Raw genomic sequence first — 18,554 nt, forward strand, 5'->3', positions numbered from 1 at the left:
CGGGCTCCCACATTGGTTACGGTTCAATCCTTGCGATGAGCCACCAGAAATCCGAGGCCATGGGCCACCGGAATATCCTTCACCCCCGCCTCCCGCTGTTGTCCGGCGATCTCCCGGTGAAACGCCTTGACCCGGGTCCAGTGCATTTTCGGCCGGTAGTGATGCTCGGCGTGGTAGCCGTTGTTCATCCACAGCAAGTTATAGAGCGGGCTGTAGGCGCTGACGCCCCAGGCGATGGGCGAATCCGGGTTGCCGCCGAAATGCTCGTAGTAACCGTTGAGCGATGACAGCGCCTGGCCCAGATACCAGAACGGCAGCAACACCAGCACCGCCCGCCAGTCACAGATCGCCAGCCCCAGATAGAACGCCAGCGTCACTCCGATCTCCACTTTGACCCAGCGCGCATCGGCGGGACGTTTGCGCTGCATCTCGTCGTAGATCGGCTTGGGGTCGTCGCGAAAAAAACTCAGGAAGGTGTAGGCCCAGGGATTCTCGGGCTGACCATCCTTGCCGCGCTGATAGATCGACAACGGATCGATGGTCTTGCCATCCGCCCCCGGCCGGTCCGAATTGCCCCGGTGATGACGGTTGTGGATATCGCGGTAGAGGGTCTGGGAAAAACCGATGGTGACCGACAGCAGCAGGTCAAAGGCGCGGTTGAGCCACGCTGGCGTGAAGTAGGCGTTGTGGATCTGGTTGTGGGAAATGCTGTTGATGCTCCATGACAGGCTCACCGCGTAAACCAGCGCCAACGGCACCAGTGCCCACCAGGACAACGCATGAAAGGCCAGGACCAGCCACACCACAAAGGCGAAGTGGGCCAGGCCGAGGACGACGGGAATCAGGTCCCACAACGAATGGGCCAGCAGACGGTAAGCAGGGCGAGCCATGAAGAACATCCTGAAACAATGGGTTCGTCACGGCTGTCTGCAAAGGCCAGACCAGTTCCCCTCGGGCCTATTTGAATTTATAGGCAATCGCCATTTGCACCTCGCCTTGATTGGTATCGCCGACGCCTTTGACGATGCTGCTGTCGGCCGCCGAACCGGTCAGGTGAATCCAGCTCGCACTGGTCAGAAGCGACCATTGCGGGCCCAGAGGAAACTCGAAACTCTGGGTCAGCGCGATGTTCTGCAGACCGCCGCCAGCGTTGTAGGCGCGTATGCCGGACGCCTGGGCTTCCTTGTCGCTGACACCGAAGAAGGTGTTGTTCTGCCGGGCGTTGGCGAAATGTGCAGTCAGATTGCTGCTGCCGATCACGCCGCCGCCCAGTGGATAACCGATCTCGCCACCGACCCGACCGAGTACGCCGCCCTGCCCGCCACCGCCGCCGATGGCTTGGCCAACGGAGGCAAACACCCGCCAGAAGTCGGCCGGTGCGTACTGCACGAAACCACCGGCCTCGGCCATGTCGGGCACGTCGCGCAAACCGCGCAGTTCGCCGTTGGAGGTGCGGCCCGGCAGGTAATTCACATACGGGCCGGCACTGAAGCCGTTGGTCTTCAAGGCGCTCCAGGTCAGGCCGTCATCGGTACTGAGGCTCACGTCGCCCCAGTCCAGATCCAGATACGGTATCGGCCGGGTTTCATAACGGCTGCCACTCGGATCGTGAGGCTGATAACCCAGGCCCACACCGGCCTCCCCGGTAATCCGGTCCGCCATTGCGCTGGCCGAAAAAGCGCTCAGCACCACGAGTAAAAACAGTGTCTTCCTCTTCATGAGTCCATTCCCTTAATTGAACATGCGCGCATCAATCCCCGGATGGCCCCCACTGCGCAAGCACTCATGTTGTTTGTAGCAAGCTACAAAAATTGTAGCTTCGAATTGCCAAAGCACCTGATCGGCCCCGCCGGCAAGGGGCGGGTGGCACTTGGCACAGTCCCTGCTCTACCCCTCGGCAAGCGCACACAACGCGCTCTGACCAATAGGTAATGCAGATGATTGACTGGCATATCGTGTGTGATTTCGACGGGACCATCACCCGCACCGACGTGATCGACAGCATCCTCGAACGCTTCGCCGACCCGAGTTGGGAAACGATCGAAAACCAGTGGCTGGCCGGTGAAATCGGTTCCCGTGAATGCCTCAGCCGCCAGCTCTCGCTGGTCAAGGCCACGCCCGGCCAATTGCTGGAGTTCTTCGACAGCATCGAGATCGATCCGGACTTCCCCGACTTCGTCGACCACGCCATCGGCCTGGGCGCTTCGTTCGAAGTGGTCAGCGACGGCATCGAGCAAGGCATCGCGCGGATCCTGTCGCGCAACTACGTGACCCTGCTGCCGATTCTCGCCAACCGCCTGCGACAGCTCGATCACGAAAGCTGGCGCATCGACTTTCCGCATTCCAGCGACGCCTGCCGCGCAGCGTCCGGCAACTGCAAATGCAAATCCACGCCGGGCAACAAACGGGTGCTGGTGATCGGTGACGGCCAGTCCGACATGTGCGTGTCCTCCACCGCCGACTTCGTCTTCGCCAAGGGGCGCCTCGCCGAGTACTGCGAACGCAACGCGATCCCTTACGCCCGCTTCGACAGCTTCGCCGAACTCCCGGCGCTGCTGGCCCTGCTGCCAAAGGCCAGCGCCGCCAACGCCACCACTTTCAACACAGAAACCCAGGAACTCTTCCACCATGTCTGATATTCGAATCGCTACCCAGGAAGACCAGATTCTTCTGGAAAAAGAAGCCAAGTACTGCTCCTACGGCGACACCGTTCACTACATCGAACCGCCGCGCATTTTCAGCCGCTGCGAAGGCTCCTATGTCTGGGACACCGAAGACCAGGCCTACCTCGACCTGCAAATGTGGTACTCGGCGGTCAACTTCGGTTACGCCAACCCGCGCCTGAACAATGCGCTGAAACAGCAGATCGACACCCTGCCGCAGATCGCCAGCCAATACCTGCACAAAGGCAAGATCGAGCTTTCGGAAATGATCGCCGTGGACGCCAAGAAGAAGTTCGGCCTCGACGGTCGCGTGCACTTCAACGTCGGCGGTTCGCAGTCCATCGAGGACTCGCTCAAAGTCGTGCGTAACGCCAGCAACGGCAAGAGCCTGATGTTCGCCTTCGAGGGCGGTTACCACGGTCGCACCCTCGGCGCCTCGTCGATCACCTCCAGCTACCGCTATCGCCGCCGCTACGGCCACTTCGGCGAACGCGCCAACTTCATTCCGTTCCCGTATCACTTCCGCGGCCCGAAAGGCATGACCAAGGAAGAATACGGCAGCCACTGCGTGCAGCAGTTCGCCCGTCTGTTCGAGACTGAGTACAACGGCGTCTGGGACCCGAAAGTCGGCCAGAGTGAATACGCCGCGTTCTACGTCGAGCCGATCCAGGGCACCGGCGGCTACGTGATTCCACCGATGAACTTCTACAGCGAACTCAAGCATGTGCTGGACCAGCACGGCATCCTGATGGTGGTCGACGAAATCCAGATGGGCTTCTATCGCACCGGCAAGCTGTGGTCGATCGAGCACTTCGACGTCAAACCGGACGTGATCGTTTTCGGCAAGGCACTGACCAACGGCCTCAACCCGCTGGGCGGCATCTGGGCCAAGGAAGAACTGATCAACCCGAAAGTCTTCCCGCCAGGTTCGACCCACTCGACCTTCGCCTCCAACCCGCTGGGTACCGCCGTGGGTCTGGAAATGTTCAAGATGACCAGCGAAGTCGACTACGGCGCGATGGTCATGGCCAAGGGCAAATACTTCCTCGAAGGCCTGCAGGACCTGCAGAAACGCTACCCGATCATCGGTGACGTCGATGGCCTGGGCCTGGCCCTGCGCTGCGAGATCTGCGCCCCGGACGGTTTCACCCCGGACAAGGCCACCCTGGACTTCATGGTCGAGGAAGGCATGAAGGGCGACATCGAGATCGACGGTCGCAAACTGGGCCTGATCCTCGATGTGGGCGGTTACTACAAGAACGTGATCACCCTCGCGCCATCGCTGGAAATCAGCTACCCGGAAATCGACCTGGGCATCGCCCTGCTCGACCGTCTGCTGGCCCGGGCGATGAAACGATGAACGCGGCCGGGATCGATCTGGGCGAAGGCGACGCCGGTTTCGTTCTCGGCACAGGGGAGGTCGCGGTGTTGTTGATCCACGGCCTCACCGGCACCCCGACGGAGTTGCGTCGGGTCGCCGTGGGACTGGCCAAGGCCGGTTGCACGGTGTATGTGCCGACCCTGGCCGGGCACTGCGGCGGCAATGCCGACCTGCAGGCCACCGGCTGGCGCGACTGGTACGAAGGCGTGCGCAAAACCTTCGTCGGCATTCGTCGCCAGCACAGCAAGGTGTTCGTCGGCGGTCTGTCGATGGGGGCGGTGATGTCGATGTACGTGGCGTCCGAGCATCCGGGCCAGGTGGCCGGCTTGCTGATGTATTCCACGACGCTCAAGTACGACGGCTGGAGTATCAACAAACTGGCGTTCCTCACACCGTTGCTGATGAAAATCCCGTTCGGCGTGCACATCTGCAAGTTCGAAGAGAAACCGCCCTACGGCATCAAGAACGAGCGCCTGCGAGCCATCGTCGAACGGCAGATGAAGGAAGGCCACAGTAGCGAGGCCGGCCTGTTGACCATGGAGGGGGTAACCGTGCGCGAACTGCACCGGATGAACGCCGTGGTACGCAAGCGCATGCCTTCGATCACCGTCCCGGCACTGGTACTGCATTCCATCGAGGATGACATCACCAGCCGCTGGAATGCCGACTACGTGGAACGCAAGCTCGGCGGTGAAGTGGTGAAGATCCTGCTGGACGACTGTTATCACATGATCACCGTCGACCTGCAGTACCGGCGCGTCGTTGAACTGAGCGTGCAGTTCATCAACAACCACCGCACCGACCTTGCGCTATCCGCTCACTCCCTGCCAACCGAGGAATACCGGCAACGAGCGTGAAGCGACTGCAAAACGACATGCCATGCCGGTTAAGGAAACGACGTGATCACGGCCCAAGCCTTTTCAACCATCGAAGCGATTGATCGCGACGCGTGGAATGCCTGCTTTCCCGAGGAGCTCGAAGACTGGGCCTACTATCGTGCCGTTGAACAGGCCGGCATCGACGGCTTTCACTGGCGCTATCTGGCGCTGTTTGAAAACGACCGGCTGATTGCGGCAGTCGTGGCCTTCACCACGGCTTATTCGCTCGACACCACGCTGCAGGGCACCGGCAAACGTTTGAGCCAATGGCTGCGCAGTTGCTGGCCGGGGCTGTTCGACATTCGCCTGTACGCCCTCGGTTCGCCAGTGGCGGAGCAGTGCCACGTCGGCACCCATCCGTCTATCGATCCGGCACGCTTGCCGGAACTGTTCGCACGTCTGCTGAACCTGGCCCGTCAGGATGCGGACCAGGCCGGGGTCGGCCTGCTGGCCGTCAAGGACGCTTCCCACCGCAATCCACAATGGCTCCAGGCCTGCCGCGAGGCCGGTTTGCAAAGCATGCCGGGATTGCCCGGTGCCGAGCTGCCGATCAAATTCGCCTCGGTCGACGCCTACCTCGGCACCCTGGGCAAATCCACCCGCAAGGACCTGCGCCGGACCCTGCGCGGCTCAGGCCCGCGAATTGAATGGCGACGTTCGGTGGACGACCTGCTGCCGACCATGATGCGGCTTTATGAAGCGACATTGGCGCGCAGCGACCTGGCCTTCGAATGCCTGCCGGCGGCCTATTTTCGGCAAGTGCTGGAACACCTCGACGAACGTGCCGCCTGCGTCCTGTACTGGGTCGGCGATGAGCTGGTCGCATTCAATCTGGTGCTGCTGGACGAACAGCGGCTGGTGGACAAGTTTTTCGCCCATGATCTGGCCCGGACCCGCGAGCACAAACTGTACATGCGCAGTTGGCTGGCCAATGTCGGCTACTGTATTGAGCACCGGATTCCGATCTACGCGTGCGGTCAGGCCGGTTATGCCAGTAAGCTGCGCCTGGGTTGTTCGTTCATCGGCAACACGGTGTTTTTCCGCCATCGCCACCCCGTACTCAATCACCTGCTGCGGCTGGTCAAGATTTTCATCCGTCCGGATCGAACCGATCCGGCCATGGCGACCGCGATAAGCGAACAACAATAAGCGAGCATGATGAGCAAAGACCGACACGCCACCGCCCGACCCTTCGCCCTTTCCGGCTGGAGCCTGCAACGCAAACTGGTGCTGGCGTTCTGGCTGGTCAGCGTGATTCCGACCATGATCGCCGCGGAACTGGCGGCCACCACCCTGTCGCAGATTTTCGACAGCAACGTGCGAATCTGGCTGCAGGAGTCGACCAAGATCGTCGAGGACGAGATCCGCGAGATCGTGCGCGACAATGCCCGCGCCGCGCAGTTGTTCCTGCGCTACACCCGTCCGCCAACGGACCGCCAGTCGGCCCGGCGCGACAAGCTCACCTCCGACATCGCCGACTCCATGGGCATCGATGTGGTCGCGCTGGTGCGCAACAGCGATCACAAAGTGGTATTCAGCACCGCCGCCGATGACATCGTGCGGCAGATCAGCACCGCGCCCAAAGCCGTGCTGCAGACCCTGCAGGTCGGTGGTGTGGCGACCGGCGCCGTGGTGTCGACCTTCGAGAGCGATCAGGACGGCACCGACTATAAACTGATCGTGGTGACCTACCTCGACAACAGCTTCCTCACCAGCGTCGCCGACGTACATTCCCTGGACCTGCGTCTGTACCTGGCCAGAGACGCCGATTTCTCCGAGATCTTTTCCACTCAGCGCTTTGAAGATCACCCGGTAATCGTTCCGGAAAACATCGAACAGCAACTGCGCAACACCAAGCAACCGATCGAGCAGTCGACCAAGCGCTACAGCGGCATCTACCGACCGATTCTCAACGAAAACGGCGAGCTGCAAGGTGTGGTGTTCAGCGGCCTGCTGCGCCACACCACGCTGGTCGGGCTGGTCAACCAGAGCAATCTGTTCATCCTGATCTTCATCCTCAGTTCGGCGGCTTCGCTGGCGGTGGGATGGCTGGTATCGGAGCGCATGACCAAACCGTTGCGCGGCCTGGCCAAAGGCGTGCAAGCGGTGATCGCCGGGGATTACCGTCAGCGCCTGCCGGTCACCGGCGGCGATGAGCTGGCGGAGCTGAGCAGCATCTTCAACCACATGAGCGAACGTCTCGGCGAGTTGCAGCACCTGGAGTCGCAACTGAGGCGCCGCGACCGCCTGCACGCGCTGGGCGAAGTGGCGATGGGCCTGGCCCATGAAATCCGCAACCCGCTGGGCATCATCAAGACAGCCACGCAATTGCTGCACCGACGTGCCGACCTGCCGGAGACCGACAAGCGTCATCTGGAATATGTGGTCAGTGAAGTCAGCCGTATCAACGACCTCATCACTGAATTTCTCGACTTCGCCAAACCCAGTGCGCCGCTGCGTTCGACCCAACTGGCGCGGCCACTGGTGGATGAGCTGGTGGGTTTCTGCGCCCCGGAGCTTTCCAGCCACAACATCGATGTGCAGATCGACGACCGCGCGCCGGGTGCCACCGTGTATGCCGATGCGCGGCAACTCAAACAGGCGGGCCTGAACCTGATCGTCAACGCCATCGACGCCATGCCCGAGGGCGGCCGCCTGACCCTGGGCATCGCCAGCGACGAGCACAATACGGTCATCAGCATCAGCGACACGGGCCAGGGCATCGAAGCGGACATGCTTGAACGGATCTTCACACCGTTCGTCACCACCAAGGCATCCGGCACCGGGCTCGGTCTGGCCAAAGTCTTCTCGATCATGGAAAACCATGACGGACGCATCGAATGCGTCAGCGAAAAAGATGCCGGAGCCACCTTCAGCCTGTACATTCCGGCCAACGGTGAAGATTTCGACGAGGACAGCGATGACGCATAACGTACTGGTGGTGGACGACGAGCCCAAGCTCTGCGACCTGCTGGCATCGGCCTTGAGTCAGAACGACATTGCGGTGTTCACCGCCGGCAACGGCCTGCATGCGCTCAAGGTGCTGGAATCCGAGGACATCGATCTGGTGATCAGCGACTGGCGCATGCCCGGCATGGACGGCCCGCAACTGCTGGCGGAAATCAAGAACCGCTTCCCGCAGTTGCCGGTCATCGTCATGACCGCCTACAGCACGGTGAAAAATGCCGTGCAGTCGATGCGCAACGGCGCCTTCGATTACATCGCCAAACCGTTCGACATCGATGAGCTGGACATCACCGTCAGCAAGGCCCTTCAGTTTCGCGACATCCTCAAAGACAACCTGCGCATGCGCGCCGAACTCGACGAACACCAGCAGATCGACAGTCTGGTGGGCGACAGTCCGAGCTTTCGCCGGGTCTTGAGCGCGATCGATTCGGTGCGCGAAAGCAACGCCACCATTCTGCTGACCGGCGAAAGCGGCACCGGCAAGGAAATGGTCGCCCGGGCCATCCACAAGCATGGCAATCGCGCGGACAAACCGTTTGTCGCGGTCAACTGCGCAGCGATCCCGGAAGGGCTGCTGGAAAGTGAAATGTTCGGCCACCGCAAAGGTGCGTTCACCGGTGCGGTATCGGACCGGGTCGGGCGCTTCCAGCAGGCGGACAAGGGCACGCTGTTTCTCGATGAAATCGGCGAAATGCCGCTGGCGCTGCAAGCGAAAATCCTCCGCGCCTTGCAGGAACGCATCATCGAACCGGTCGGCGATCCGCGCGAGCGCAAGGTCGATGTGCGGGTCATCGCCGCGACCAACAAGAACCTGCTGGACGCGGTGGCCAACAAGGAGTTTCGCGAAGACCTGTATTACCGCCTCAACGTGTTCCCGATTCCGTTGCCGGCCTTGCGTGAGCGGGTCGAAGACATCGCCCCGCTGGCCCGGCATTTCGCCCACACCCTGGGCACCGCGGCGGGCAAACGCTTCAGCGGTTTCAGCGCCGAGGCATTGCAGGCGATGACTCGCTATTCGTGGCCGGGAAACATTCGTGAGCTGCAGAACTGCGTCGAACGCGCCACCATCGTCGCCTCCGGCACAGTGATCGAAGAGCACGACCTGCCGGCCTATCTGTTTGCCTCACAGCCGACCGAGCCCGGCGCTCTGGTCGCCGAAGGCAGCGTGCCGGCCGACCTTGAAGCGGCACTGGCAGAGGTGGAAAAAGCCTACATCCTCGCCGCCCTGGCGCAGAGCAACGGTGTGCAGGCTGCGGCGGCGCAGTTGATCGGGATTTCCGAGCGCAGCTTCTGGTATCGCCTGAAAAAACTGGGGATTCACGTGGACAAGATCGTCCGCTGAGCAGGATTCCCGGGCCGAGCCCGGGAATCTTCACGGCCTCGATTCACCGTGCCGCCCTTCGCCTCGCTCATGATCTGCCGGGACCGCCCCGACAAAGGTATCCACCGGCTGCCCGGTGGTCAAAGACCTGCACGATACACCCGCTAGAGCAGGTTGCGCTCGCCCACCGGTTCGATCTGCGCCCAGTGCGAAGTGTCTTCACGGTGTTGCTGCAAATACGGCAACACCGCCGCCAGCAACGGCGCCTTGAACGCCTCCTGGAAGCGATGGGCCAGGCCCGGGATCAGCTTCAACTGGCTGCCACGAATGTGCGCTGCCAGGTGTACGCCGTGCATCACCGGCAGCAGCGGGTCGGCCGTGCCGTGTACCACCAGGGTCGGCACCCGCAATTGATTGAGCAATGCCACCCTGCTCGGTTCGGCAAGGATCGCCATGATCTGGCGCTTCACGCCTTCGGGATTGAACGCCCGGTCATAGGACACCGCCGCCTGATGCAACAGCACCTGACGATCATCGGTAACCATCGGGCTGCCCAGCGCCGCCAACAGATCCGCCTGTTGCTCCAGCGCCACTTCGCGGTTGGGTGCGCCACGGCGCGACAACAATTGCACCAGTGCGGCGCTCGGTGCCGGCAAGCCTTCGGCACCGGAACTGGTCATGATCAGCGTCAGACTCTCGACCCGCTGCGGTGCCATCGCCGCCAGGTGCTGGGCAATCATCCCGCCCATGCTCGCGCCGAGCACGTGGAATTGCTCGACGTGCAACGCGTCCATCAGGCCCAGTGCATCGTCGGCCATGTCGGTCAGGCTGTAAGGTGCCGCCACCGGCAGGCCGAGTTTGTAGCGCAGCACTTCAAACGTCAGGTTGGCCTCGGCCGGTGCCTGGCGCCAGGTCGAAAGACCCACGTCGCGGTTGTCATAGCGGATCACCCGAAAGCCCTGCTGACAGAGGGCGACCACCACTTCGTCCGGCCAGTGGATCAACTGCCCGCCCAGTCCCATCACCAACAGCAATGCCGGATCCGACGCACGGCCGATGCTCTGGTACGCCAGGCTCACCTGCGCCAGATCGACCCGTTCGGTCGGTACATTGACGTCGCAACGCGACGCCGCATAGGACGCCTGCCCGAAAAAAACCGCGGCCAACAACGCCGCGATTGCAAAAATTCCCTTGAACATGAAAAACACCGAAACGCAGAACCCCAGTAGAGCGCGAGTCTGATGAAGTTTGTTCAAGCGCGCTGCCACAGTTCGATGACAGTTTGATGAAGAGTGCCGAGTGGTCGGTTGATCCCGATAAACATGCACCACCCTCCGTCTGACCATTGCTCTTGAATAGCTCATGAATGAGCGGATCCGCCGCTCTCTGCCTGAGCCTGTCGTCATGGTCGAACGATCCTTTTTAGAAAGTCCCCCTCCCCCGTTGTACACGCTGCCCGGCTTCGCCAGCCTGCCCGTCTCTATCGATGAAAGCCTGCTGCAAGGCGCGGCAGTCCGGCGGCGAGCCTGCAGCGAAGGACTGCGCCAACTGTGCGCCGGCGTTCCCTCGGTTCGCGATACCCTTGACCGGTTGCTCCACGAGAAACTGGGTCTGAACGGCCAGCAGTGCGGTTTGCTTTTTCACCCGACAAATGGGCATGCACAGCGATTTGTCAGCCTCACGGCGGCCTTTGCCTTTGTCGTTCAGCATCCGCGACTGGAGGAATGGCTCGACAACCGATGCCGATTGACCGGTATGAACAACGCCCATGCACTGTCGGCACTCACCCCGTCGCAACTGCTCGCACAAATCAAAACCCTCGAACCGGCATTGGCGCTTGATGAGCGTTGGCAGGCTTACTGGAGATCCCGCGCCCCGGGCACGCCTCTGTCCCGTCGGGACCAGGCCGACCGCTTGTACCGCGGGCATATCGAGGCGTCCGCGCAAATGGCCTTTGCCCGGCGCACGGTAACGGCTCAACAGCTGGAACCCCTGTGGTCGCTGATGGACGGGACGCCAACGCGCAGCGGTTCAGACGATACTCTGCGCATCGAACTGCCGACCCTGCGACTGCACAACGGCGTGCGGGTAAAACCGGCGGCTGCCTGGGTCATCAGCCGCGCAGACGACGCCGCTCACTTGCTGTACGCGCCCGGCCAGGCGGATGCGATCCAGGCCTTCGCCCGACGCAGTGACGTGCAGACTCGGCTGGCGCTGCGGCCCTACGTGCCCGCCGGACTGCCGGTCGAGAACCTCCAGATCGAATATGTCCCCGCCGGCCGCTCACTGACGCTGGTCTTCAATGAGTGGCTGTCGCAGCAGCAAATGGCGCAAATCACCGCCCTGCGCAACGGATCGGACGGCAAACGCGGCCTGGCTGAACATGGCCCCCGTTCGCTGGACGTTGCCGAGCGAATCGACCGACAGCGCAGCCTCGCCATCTTCAGCGCGCCTCCCGGCCTGGACAGCCCTGTCCCGACGCAGGAGAACGAAGACGAACCATCACTGTTCGGCGACCTGCATGCCGATGTTTCCAGGTCCCTGCGACAGGCTGCCGTCAAGCGTGAATGCGATGCACTGGAATCAGTGCCTGACGGTGAAGCCCTGCAATCGTTCAGAGCGCTGCAAACGACGCAGGAAAACGCCGAACAAGCCGCCGACCTCGCGGCTAGGGCGTTGCTCTACCGCGAGCGAACACTGGACGTCACCACGTTCAATCGGCAGTTTACCGCGCTGCACAACGCTCACAGGCAAGGGCTGCTTGCCGAAGCGCAGATGCAACGGGCCCTGAATCAGATCAGCGTTGAAGAACACCGTCTGCTCACATCAATGCTGGGTACACCCGACAGCGCCGATGCCGATTTCGTAGCGCTCAGCCTCAAGCTGTCACTGACCGAGTCCGTGGAAAACAAAACCCTGGTCAACCATCAAGAGATCAATGGCCCATTCGTGCTGATGCGCAGGCAACCCCGGCCAGTCTCCACACAAAGTCTGCTGCTCTACTGGCCCGGCAGCGGCGGTGGCCTGCAACGGTTCGCCGATCTTCAGGCCCTTGAACAGCAACTGTTCAAACTGCACGCCAGCACAGGCAGTCAGGTGCTGGAGTTGATACCTATTCCAGGCGATCCGCTGCACTACGCGTTGAATCAGTTGACCGGCGAATTCGAAACCCGGGCAGCCACGATTCGCCAACGCTACAGCGAGCCGTTACAGGCCCGACACCGTGCAGATGATTTGGAACACCTGCGCAACCAGACGCTTGCCCTTCTACAAGTGCCGATCCACGCAGCCCGACGCCAGGCCCTGGCCTTTCGAATGGATCAGCAACGCAGCGCCATCCTCGCCACCCAAATGCCTGACTGGCTGCGCGACCTGCCAGACACCGAACGCAACCCCCTCAAGGATTTGATCCAGGCCTGGATCGGTGCGATGAACCGGAGTCACGAATTGCTGACCGTCACATTGCCGCCTCGCGAGGATTTCACCCGCCAGCGTCTGCATGAACGGCTGCGCCGGGACTTTTCCCTCAAAGGGTATTTTTCGGTGCATCTGAACCTGCCGGATTCGGTGGCACTGCAGAAGCAGACATTCAACGCGCCCGGCGCTCCCGGCACCCCTCAGAAGCTGGTGCCGGTACCCAGCGCAACTCGCAACAGCCTGTCGCTGGAGGCCTTGGCGCAACTCAACATCGACAACACAGCGTCGATGAATCTGGAACCTCTGCTGATGCGTCTTCGCTTCATGCAGGTTGAAGTCAGTGCCAGCGACGACCGCGACCACTCGGCGCTGATTGCAGGGATCACCCTTCCCTACCTGCGCAGGCTGCTGCCGGAACTGGACCTGCCCAAGGCCTACGAGCAACTGATCTACTCCACCTTCAAAGGCACGCCCGACGAGCCACCCTACCGACGCGAATATCGTCGGGAATGCCTGCTCGAACCCTGGCGCCTGATGCTCAGGCTGCAAGGTCGATGCGCGTGGTTGCAGCATCAGATCGACACGCCTGCGCTGCACATCCTCGACACAGCCATCGATGCCGACACCGACGAAGCCTGGAACAACGGTGACCGACGCATTGTATTGCGCCCGGCGATCCTGGCCGCCGGTGGCACGGACACACCGGGCGAAGGGCCCGCTACGCTGTCCGGGGTGACGTTTATCGAGGAACAGGCAGGCGGCACCACGTTGCTGTACCTGCCGGATGCTCCCGACGGCCGATTCCTGCGTGTTTACGACAGCCTCGAAGCGGCTCGCAAGGATCTGTTCCAGCGCTGTAGCCAGGACACGATGATCCGCTATCTGGCCGGCCGCGCCGTGCAGGGCAGCGTTCGCGCCCACGAAAACCGTATCGCCCTGGCCGTGGAAAGACGCTTTGACGGCATGATCGGCGTCGGGCTGAAGTGGCCGTCCACCACGTCACTTGCCGCACACCTGCTGGACGCTCATATGGGCCGCCTGATCGAGGCCCATCGTGGTACATCGCGCTCGAATGAAGCGCTGTATCTGGAGCGCTACGCCCTCAATGGTCCCCGGGTATTCAACTACCTGAAAATGGCCTTGGGGCTGGTACCTTTCGTCGGCACGGCGCTCGCGCTGTATGACGCCTGGAGTGCCGCCAACCAGGCGGTCGCGGCGTTTCTGCGGGGCAAGGTCGGCGATGGACTGACCGAGATCGAATCACTGTTGCTATGCCTGATCGACGCCGCCATCGATCTTGTGCCCGGCGCTGGTGCGGCGCTCAAGGCCCGTTCGGCGACCCGCACCCGCCTGCTTCGGAACCTGGCGACCGACTCCGCTGCACTGACGCTGAGAAATCAACACCAGGCGCGGCGCATCGTCGAACGGTTCGCCGGTTACGAATATGAGTCGCCCCTCTCGCTGGCCGGTCTGCAACCGGTCGACAGTGGCCTATGGCGAAACATCTACCGGCATGCCGACGGGGATTTCATCGTCCGCCAGGGCCGGATCTACCAGGTCGAATGGAGTCATGACTCTCGCAACTGGCGTCTGAGCGGCACCGCCCGGAAAACCTATAAGCAACCCATCGCTCTGGACGAGGCTGGTGAGTGGGACACCTGGTTCGGTGTCTACGGCACCACGTTCGAGGGCGGTGGCCTCGGGGGTGGCAGCGTGCTGGGGCACATGGCCGATGCCCTCGACCCGGTCTGGCCGCAGGCGATACGTAACCGCCTGCCACGCTGGTGGATCGATCGCACTTATCGATTGCACCATCGACTGACCCTCGAATGTGACAGCTTGAGCTCTCGTATCGATGCTCAGGTTCGACGAAGTGATGTGGTGATCAACACCCACTACGAGCACCCCGATAACCTGCTGTTCAGAATGGCGGCAGAAAAATGCTGTCGAGATGACATTGCATTGGCCACCCGGCAATTTCAGACAGTGGCCGAACTGCGCGCCCTTTCTCACGGCAACAAACTGCGTGCGCTGCTGGAGATACAGAGCCACGACGCCACACTGATCACCGACCGCCTCAAACACCGGGCGCTGATCACCAATCATCGCATCCGCAAGAAACTGGATGAGCTCGATGCACGGCACGACGTCCTCGATGCGTTACCTGCGGACTCGATCGAGGAACGATTGAGACAACTACAGGACATGCACCGGATTCGTCTCGAAATCATCGCCGCTATCGAGGACGTCGAAGGACTGATGAGCGATCTCAATCGTTGGTTCAGCCTCGTCACCGCTCGAACGGACAGGGCCAAACTGGGGCCGATGATCACTGACATGAACAGTCGCATGACCGATTTCAATCTGGGATACATCAAGACTTCGCAGCGCCTGGAAACGGTCAAGAACTTCGAAAACACCGGCGAAGTGTCCTGGCGATATCTGCAGGAAAGGGCCTGGCAATTGCGTGTCGACATGGACCGGGCGCTCTTTACGCAGTTCAGCCTGTCGGAGGTCAGCGCCACGCGGGCACAGCGCATGCAGATTCTGACGGAATGTCTCGACACCTATGCAAGATATGGCCGGGAAATGAACCAATGGACCGCCAGTTACCCGCAGTACTTTCACATGGAGGAGTTCGAACCGTTGATGGCCGGCGTGGAGGTCATGGCCGAGCAGGCCAGAAAGGCCATCGACCATCCGGTGCCCCCGCGTACTGGCGGGCAAGGCAACAAGAAGATCTTTCGCACCGAAGACGATCAGTGGCTGATCGGTGTGGAGAACTGGGAACTCAGAACCCGCAAGCGGCAATTCGTCCTGAACCACGGCAAGGCCGGGGAGGAAGTCTGGGAACAGACGGGCAATGGCCGGTATCGCCTGCTGACGGTGCAGCCGTCGCAACCGGTTGCGACCCGCCATCTCCCGTCGCTGCTGACCGATGCCCGCAAGCGGCTTGATGGACAACCGGCCTATCAAGCAAAAGTGCAGACCTATGCCGAACGCGACATGCTCCCGGTGGATCTGGAACACATGATGATCAGCGAGGCCGATGACTTGTCGCGCCGCGCCAGAGATATCGAAGCCCTGTCCGCCGAGCATCCGGTGATCGAAGAACTGGACACCATGGCTGCCCGATTGCGCACTCAAGGACGGCAAATGCGCACCCGGCAGACTCTTGCAAGCCGAAAACCCACCGATGGCATGCTCGAAGACCTGCTTCGGCAAAATGCCGTGGAGGTCCGCAAGATTGCGCTGATGAAGCAACTGCGCAATCGCGCCGACGGCCGGCCAGACTACCTGCAGGAATACGAAATTCGCGATTTGAGCATCCAGCCGCCCCGTCTGTTGTGGTATGCACACTTTCACTACAGCAAGGCCAGGCCCCGGTTCGGTGAGTTCGAAAAAGCCCATCTGAAACTGCCGGAGCACCGTGGCAAAACCCATGCTGACGATCAAACGTTGCCGTACGCCGACATCGGCAAGCGGTCGCCAGTGCTGCCCTGGTTCGAAGCGCTTTGAAACGACACAGGGAGCGATTCACCGCTCCCTGTCTCTTGCGTGTTATGCCAACTGACTGCGCAGTTGCCGCGCTGCCGCGACCATATTGACCAGCGCCGCTTCGGTCTCCGGCCAGGCGCGGGTTTTCAGACCGCAATCGGGGTTGACCCACAGACGCTGCGCCGGAATCCGTTTCACCGCCTGGCTCATCAACTTGACCATCTCGGCCGTGTCCGGCACCCGTGGCGAGTGGATATCGTAGACGCCCGGGCCAATGTCATTCGGGTAGTCGAACGCTTCGAAGGCGTCCAGCAGTTCCATGTCCGACCGCGAGGTCTCGATGGTGATGACGTCGGCGTCCATGTCGGCGATCGCCTTGATCACATCGTTGAATTCGCTGTAGCACATGTGGGTGTGAATCTGGGTTTCATCCTTCACCCCCGAAGCCGTCAGGCGGAACGCTTCCACCGCCCAATCAAGGTATTCCTGCCATTGCTCACGACGCAGCGGCAGGCCTTCACGGAACGCCGCCTCGTCGATCTGTACGATCTTGATCCCGGCCTTTTCCAGATCCACCACTTCGTCACGCAGGGCCAGCGCCAGTTGTTGTGCCTGAACCTTGCGCGACACGTCTTCGCGGGGGAACGACCACATCAGCATGGTCACGGGACCGGTCAGCATGCCTTTCATGACCTTGTCGGTCAGGCTCTGGGCGTAGGTGACCCAGTCCACGGTCATGGCGCTCGGACGGGACAGATCGCCATAGATCACCGCCGGTTTCACGCAGCGGGAACCGTAGCTCTGGACCCAGCCGAAGCGCGTGAACAGATAGCCGTCCAGTTGCTCGGCGAAATACTCGACCATGTCGTTGCGCTCGGCTTCACCGTGCACCAGCACATCGAGACCCAGGCGCTCCTGGACTTGCACCGCATGGCGGATTTCACTGCGCATGGCGTCGTGGTAATCGTTGGCCGACAGCTTGCCCTGCTTGAACGCCTGACGGGCCAGGCGGATCGAACCGGTCTGCGGGAACGAGCCGATGGTGGTGGTCGGGAACGTCGGCAATTTCAGACGCGCCTGTTGTGCAGCGATGCGTTGCGCAAACGGCGAATGACGCTGGCTGTCGCTGGCGTTGATCGCCTCGATCCGCGCTTGCACTTCGGCCTTGTGAATGCGCGGCGAACGGGCGCGGCTCTGTTGAATGGCGCGGCTTGCGGCCAGTGCGCTTTGCACGTTCGGCGCTTGCGGGTCGTTCAGCGCATCACGCAACACCGAGATTTCGCTGCACTTCTGCACGGCGAATGCCAGCCAGCTTTTCAGCTCCGGGTCGAGCTTGTCTTCGCGCTCGACATCCACCGGACTGTGCAACAACGAGCAGGAACTGCTGACCCACAGGTTGTCGCCAAAACGCTCCTGCGCCGGTTGCAGTTGTGCCAGCGCCTGCTCCAGTTCGCAGCGCCAGACGTTGCGCCCGTTGACCAGACCGACCGAAAGAATCTTGTAGGTCGGCAGACGATCAAGCACCTGACCGAGCTGATCCGGCGCACGCACCGCGTCGATGTGCAGGCCTTGCACCGGCAGGCCGACGGCCAGGCCGAGGTTGTCCTGCAGGCCACTGAAATAGGTCGCCACCAGTTTTTTCAGCGGCGAGTACTGAAGGATGTGATAGGCGCGTTCGAAGGCGCTTTTCCAGGCTTGCGGCAGGTCGAGGGTCAGGATCGGTTCGTCGATCTGCACCCACTCCACGCCTTGTGCAGCGAGGCGACCGAGGATTTCGTTGTATACCGGCAGCAGACGCTCAAGCAGATCGAGCTTGTCGAAGCCGTTGCCTTTCGCCTTGCCCAGCCACAGGTAAGTCAGCGGGCCGATGATCACCGGTTTGACGTTGTGACCAAGGGCTTTGGCTTCTTCGACTTCATCGAACAGCTGTTCCCAGCTCAGCTTGAACTGTTGGTCGGCGGTGAATTCCGGGACCAGGTAGTGGTAGTTGGTGTCGAACCACTTGGTCAGCTCTTGGGCGTATTGGGTCTTGCCGTGCTCGCCGCCGCAGCAGGACGCCGTGGCGCCACGGGCCATGGCGAACAGCGTGTCGAGGGTCGGCAGGCCCCGCACATCACGCGCACCGTCAAAACGCTCGGGGATCACACCGAAGGTCAGCGAGTGAGTCAGCACCTGGTCGTACCAGGCGAAGTCGCCGACCGGCAACAGGTCGATGCCGGCGTCCTTCTGCAATTGCCAGTGCCTGGCGCGCAGCTCACGGCCGACCTGATTCAGCGACGCCTGATCGAGATCGCCTTTCCAATAGGCTTCGAGGGCTTTTTTCAGTTCGCGGTCGGCGCCAATGCGCGGGAAACCAAGGGTGTGGGCCACGGCCATGTCGAGTGTTCTCCATTGCGTAAAAGATGGCGCCATTGTCGACAGCCAGGACA

Annotated in this window: 11 protein-coding genes; 7 read left to right on the top strand and 4 right to left on the bottom strand. The window is 61.5% G+C overall.

The window, feature by feature from the left end:
• Positions 1-23: 23 nt before the first annotated feature.
• Both NE357_RS22900 and NE357_RS22905 read right to left on the bottom strand, forming a co-directional pair.
• The gene (locus NE357_RS22900; RefSeq protein ID WP_169431723.1) at positions 24-890 is read right to left on the bottom strand and encodes a fatty acid desaturase family protein; all 867 of its coding nucleotides are present in this window, start codon (positions 888-890) and stop codon (positions 24-26) included.
• Between the two features lie 67 nt (positions 891-957).
• A complete protein-coding gene (locus tag NE357_RS22905) occupies positions 958-1,719 on the bottom strand; it encodes a MipA/OmpV family protein (RefSeq protein ID WP_169431724.1) in 762 nt (253 codons plus the stop codon).
• Positions 1,720-1,937: 218 nt separating this feature from the next.
• Between NE357_RS22905 and NE357_RS22910 the strand changes: the two genes are divergently transcribed.
• Genes NE357_RS22910 through NE357_RS22935 form a run of 6 tightly spaced genes read left to right on the top strand, consistent with a single transcriptional unit; the run spans position 1,938 to position 9,231 of the window.
• The gene (locus NE357_RS22910; protein ID WP_169431725.1) at positions 1,938-2,636 is read left to right on the top strand and encodes an HAD-IB family phosphatase; all 699 of its coding nucleotides are present in this window, start codon (positions 1,938-1,940) and stop codon (positions 2,634-2,636) included.
• Positions 2,629-4,023, top strand: a complete 1,395-nt coding sequence (locus NE357_RS22915) for an aspartate aminotransferase family protein (protein ID WP_169431726.1) — start codon at positions 2,629-2,631, stop codon at positions 4,021-4,023. Before NE357_RS22910 ends, NE357_RS22915 begins: the two co-directional genes overlap by 8 nt.
• A complete protein-coding gene (locus tag NE357_RS22920; RefSeq protein ID WP_169431727.1) occupies positions 4,020-4,901 on the top strand; it encodes an alpha/beta hydrolase in 882 nt (293 codons plus the stop codon). The genes NE357_RS22915 and NE357_RS22920 overlap by 4 nt, the downstream gene beginning before the upstream one ends.
• Positions 4,902-4,943: 42 nt before the next feature.
• The gene (locus NE357_RS22925) at positions 4,944-6,071 is read left to right on the top strand and encodes a GNAT family N-acetyltransferase (protein ID WP_169431728.1); all 1,128 of its coding nucleotides are present in this window, start codon (positions 4,944-4,946) and stop codon (positions 6,069-6,071) included.
• A 6-nt stretch (positions 6,072-6,077) separates the two neighbouring features.
• Positions 6,078-7,853 carry a sensor histidine kinase gene (locus NE357_RS22930; RefSeq protein ID WP_169431729.1) on the top strand — a complete coding sequence of 592 codons (1,776 nt, stop codon included), beginning with the start codon at positions 6,078-6,080 and terminating at the stop codon, positions 7,851-7,853.
• Complete coding sequence (locus NE357_RS22935; RefSeq protein WP_169431730.1) at positions 7,843-9,231, top strand: sigma-54-dependent transcriptional regulator; 1,389 nt, start codon at positions 7,843-7,845, stop codon at positions 9,229-9,231. The genes NE357_RS22930 and NE357_RS22935 overlap by 11 nt, the downstream gene beginning before the upstream one ends.
• A gap of 143 nt (positions 9,232-9,374) precedes the next feature.
• On the opposite strand, the gene NE357_RS22940 is transcribed toward NE357_RS22935, so the two are convergent.
• Positions 9,375-10,409 carry an alpha/beta fold hydrolase gene (locus NE357_RS22940; protein WP_169431731.1) on the bottom strand — a complete coding sequence of 345 codons (1,035 nt, stop codon included), beginning with the start codon at positions 10,407-10,409 and terminating at the stop codon, positions 9,375-9,377.
• Between the two features lie 244 nt (positions 10,410-10,653).
• On the opposite strand from NE357_RS22940, the gene NE357_RS22945 reads away from it, so the two are divergent.
• Entirely contained in the window at positions 10,654-16,146 is a 5,493-nt protein-coding gene (locus NE357_RS22945) for a dermonecrotic toxin domain-containing protein (protein ID WP_249314331.1), read from the top strand.
• A gap of 42 nt (positions 16,147-16,188) precedes the next feature.
• Here NE357_RS22945 and metE read toward each other — a convergent pair whose 3' ends face one another.
• The gene (gene metE, locus NE357_RS22950; RefSeq protein ID WP_169431733.1) at positions 16,189-18,501 is read right to left on the bottom strand and encodes a 5-methyltetrahydropteroyltriglutamate--homocysteine S-methyltransferase; all 2,313 of its coding nucleotides are present in this window, start codon (positions 18,499-18,501) and stop codon (positions 16,189-16,191) included.
• Positions 18,502-18,554: the final 53 nt, after the last annotated feature.

The sequence above is a fragment of the Pseudomonas sp. G7(2022) genome (genome assembly GCF_052660475.1).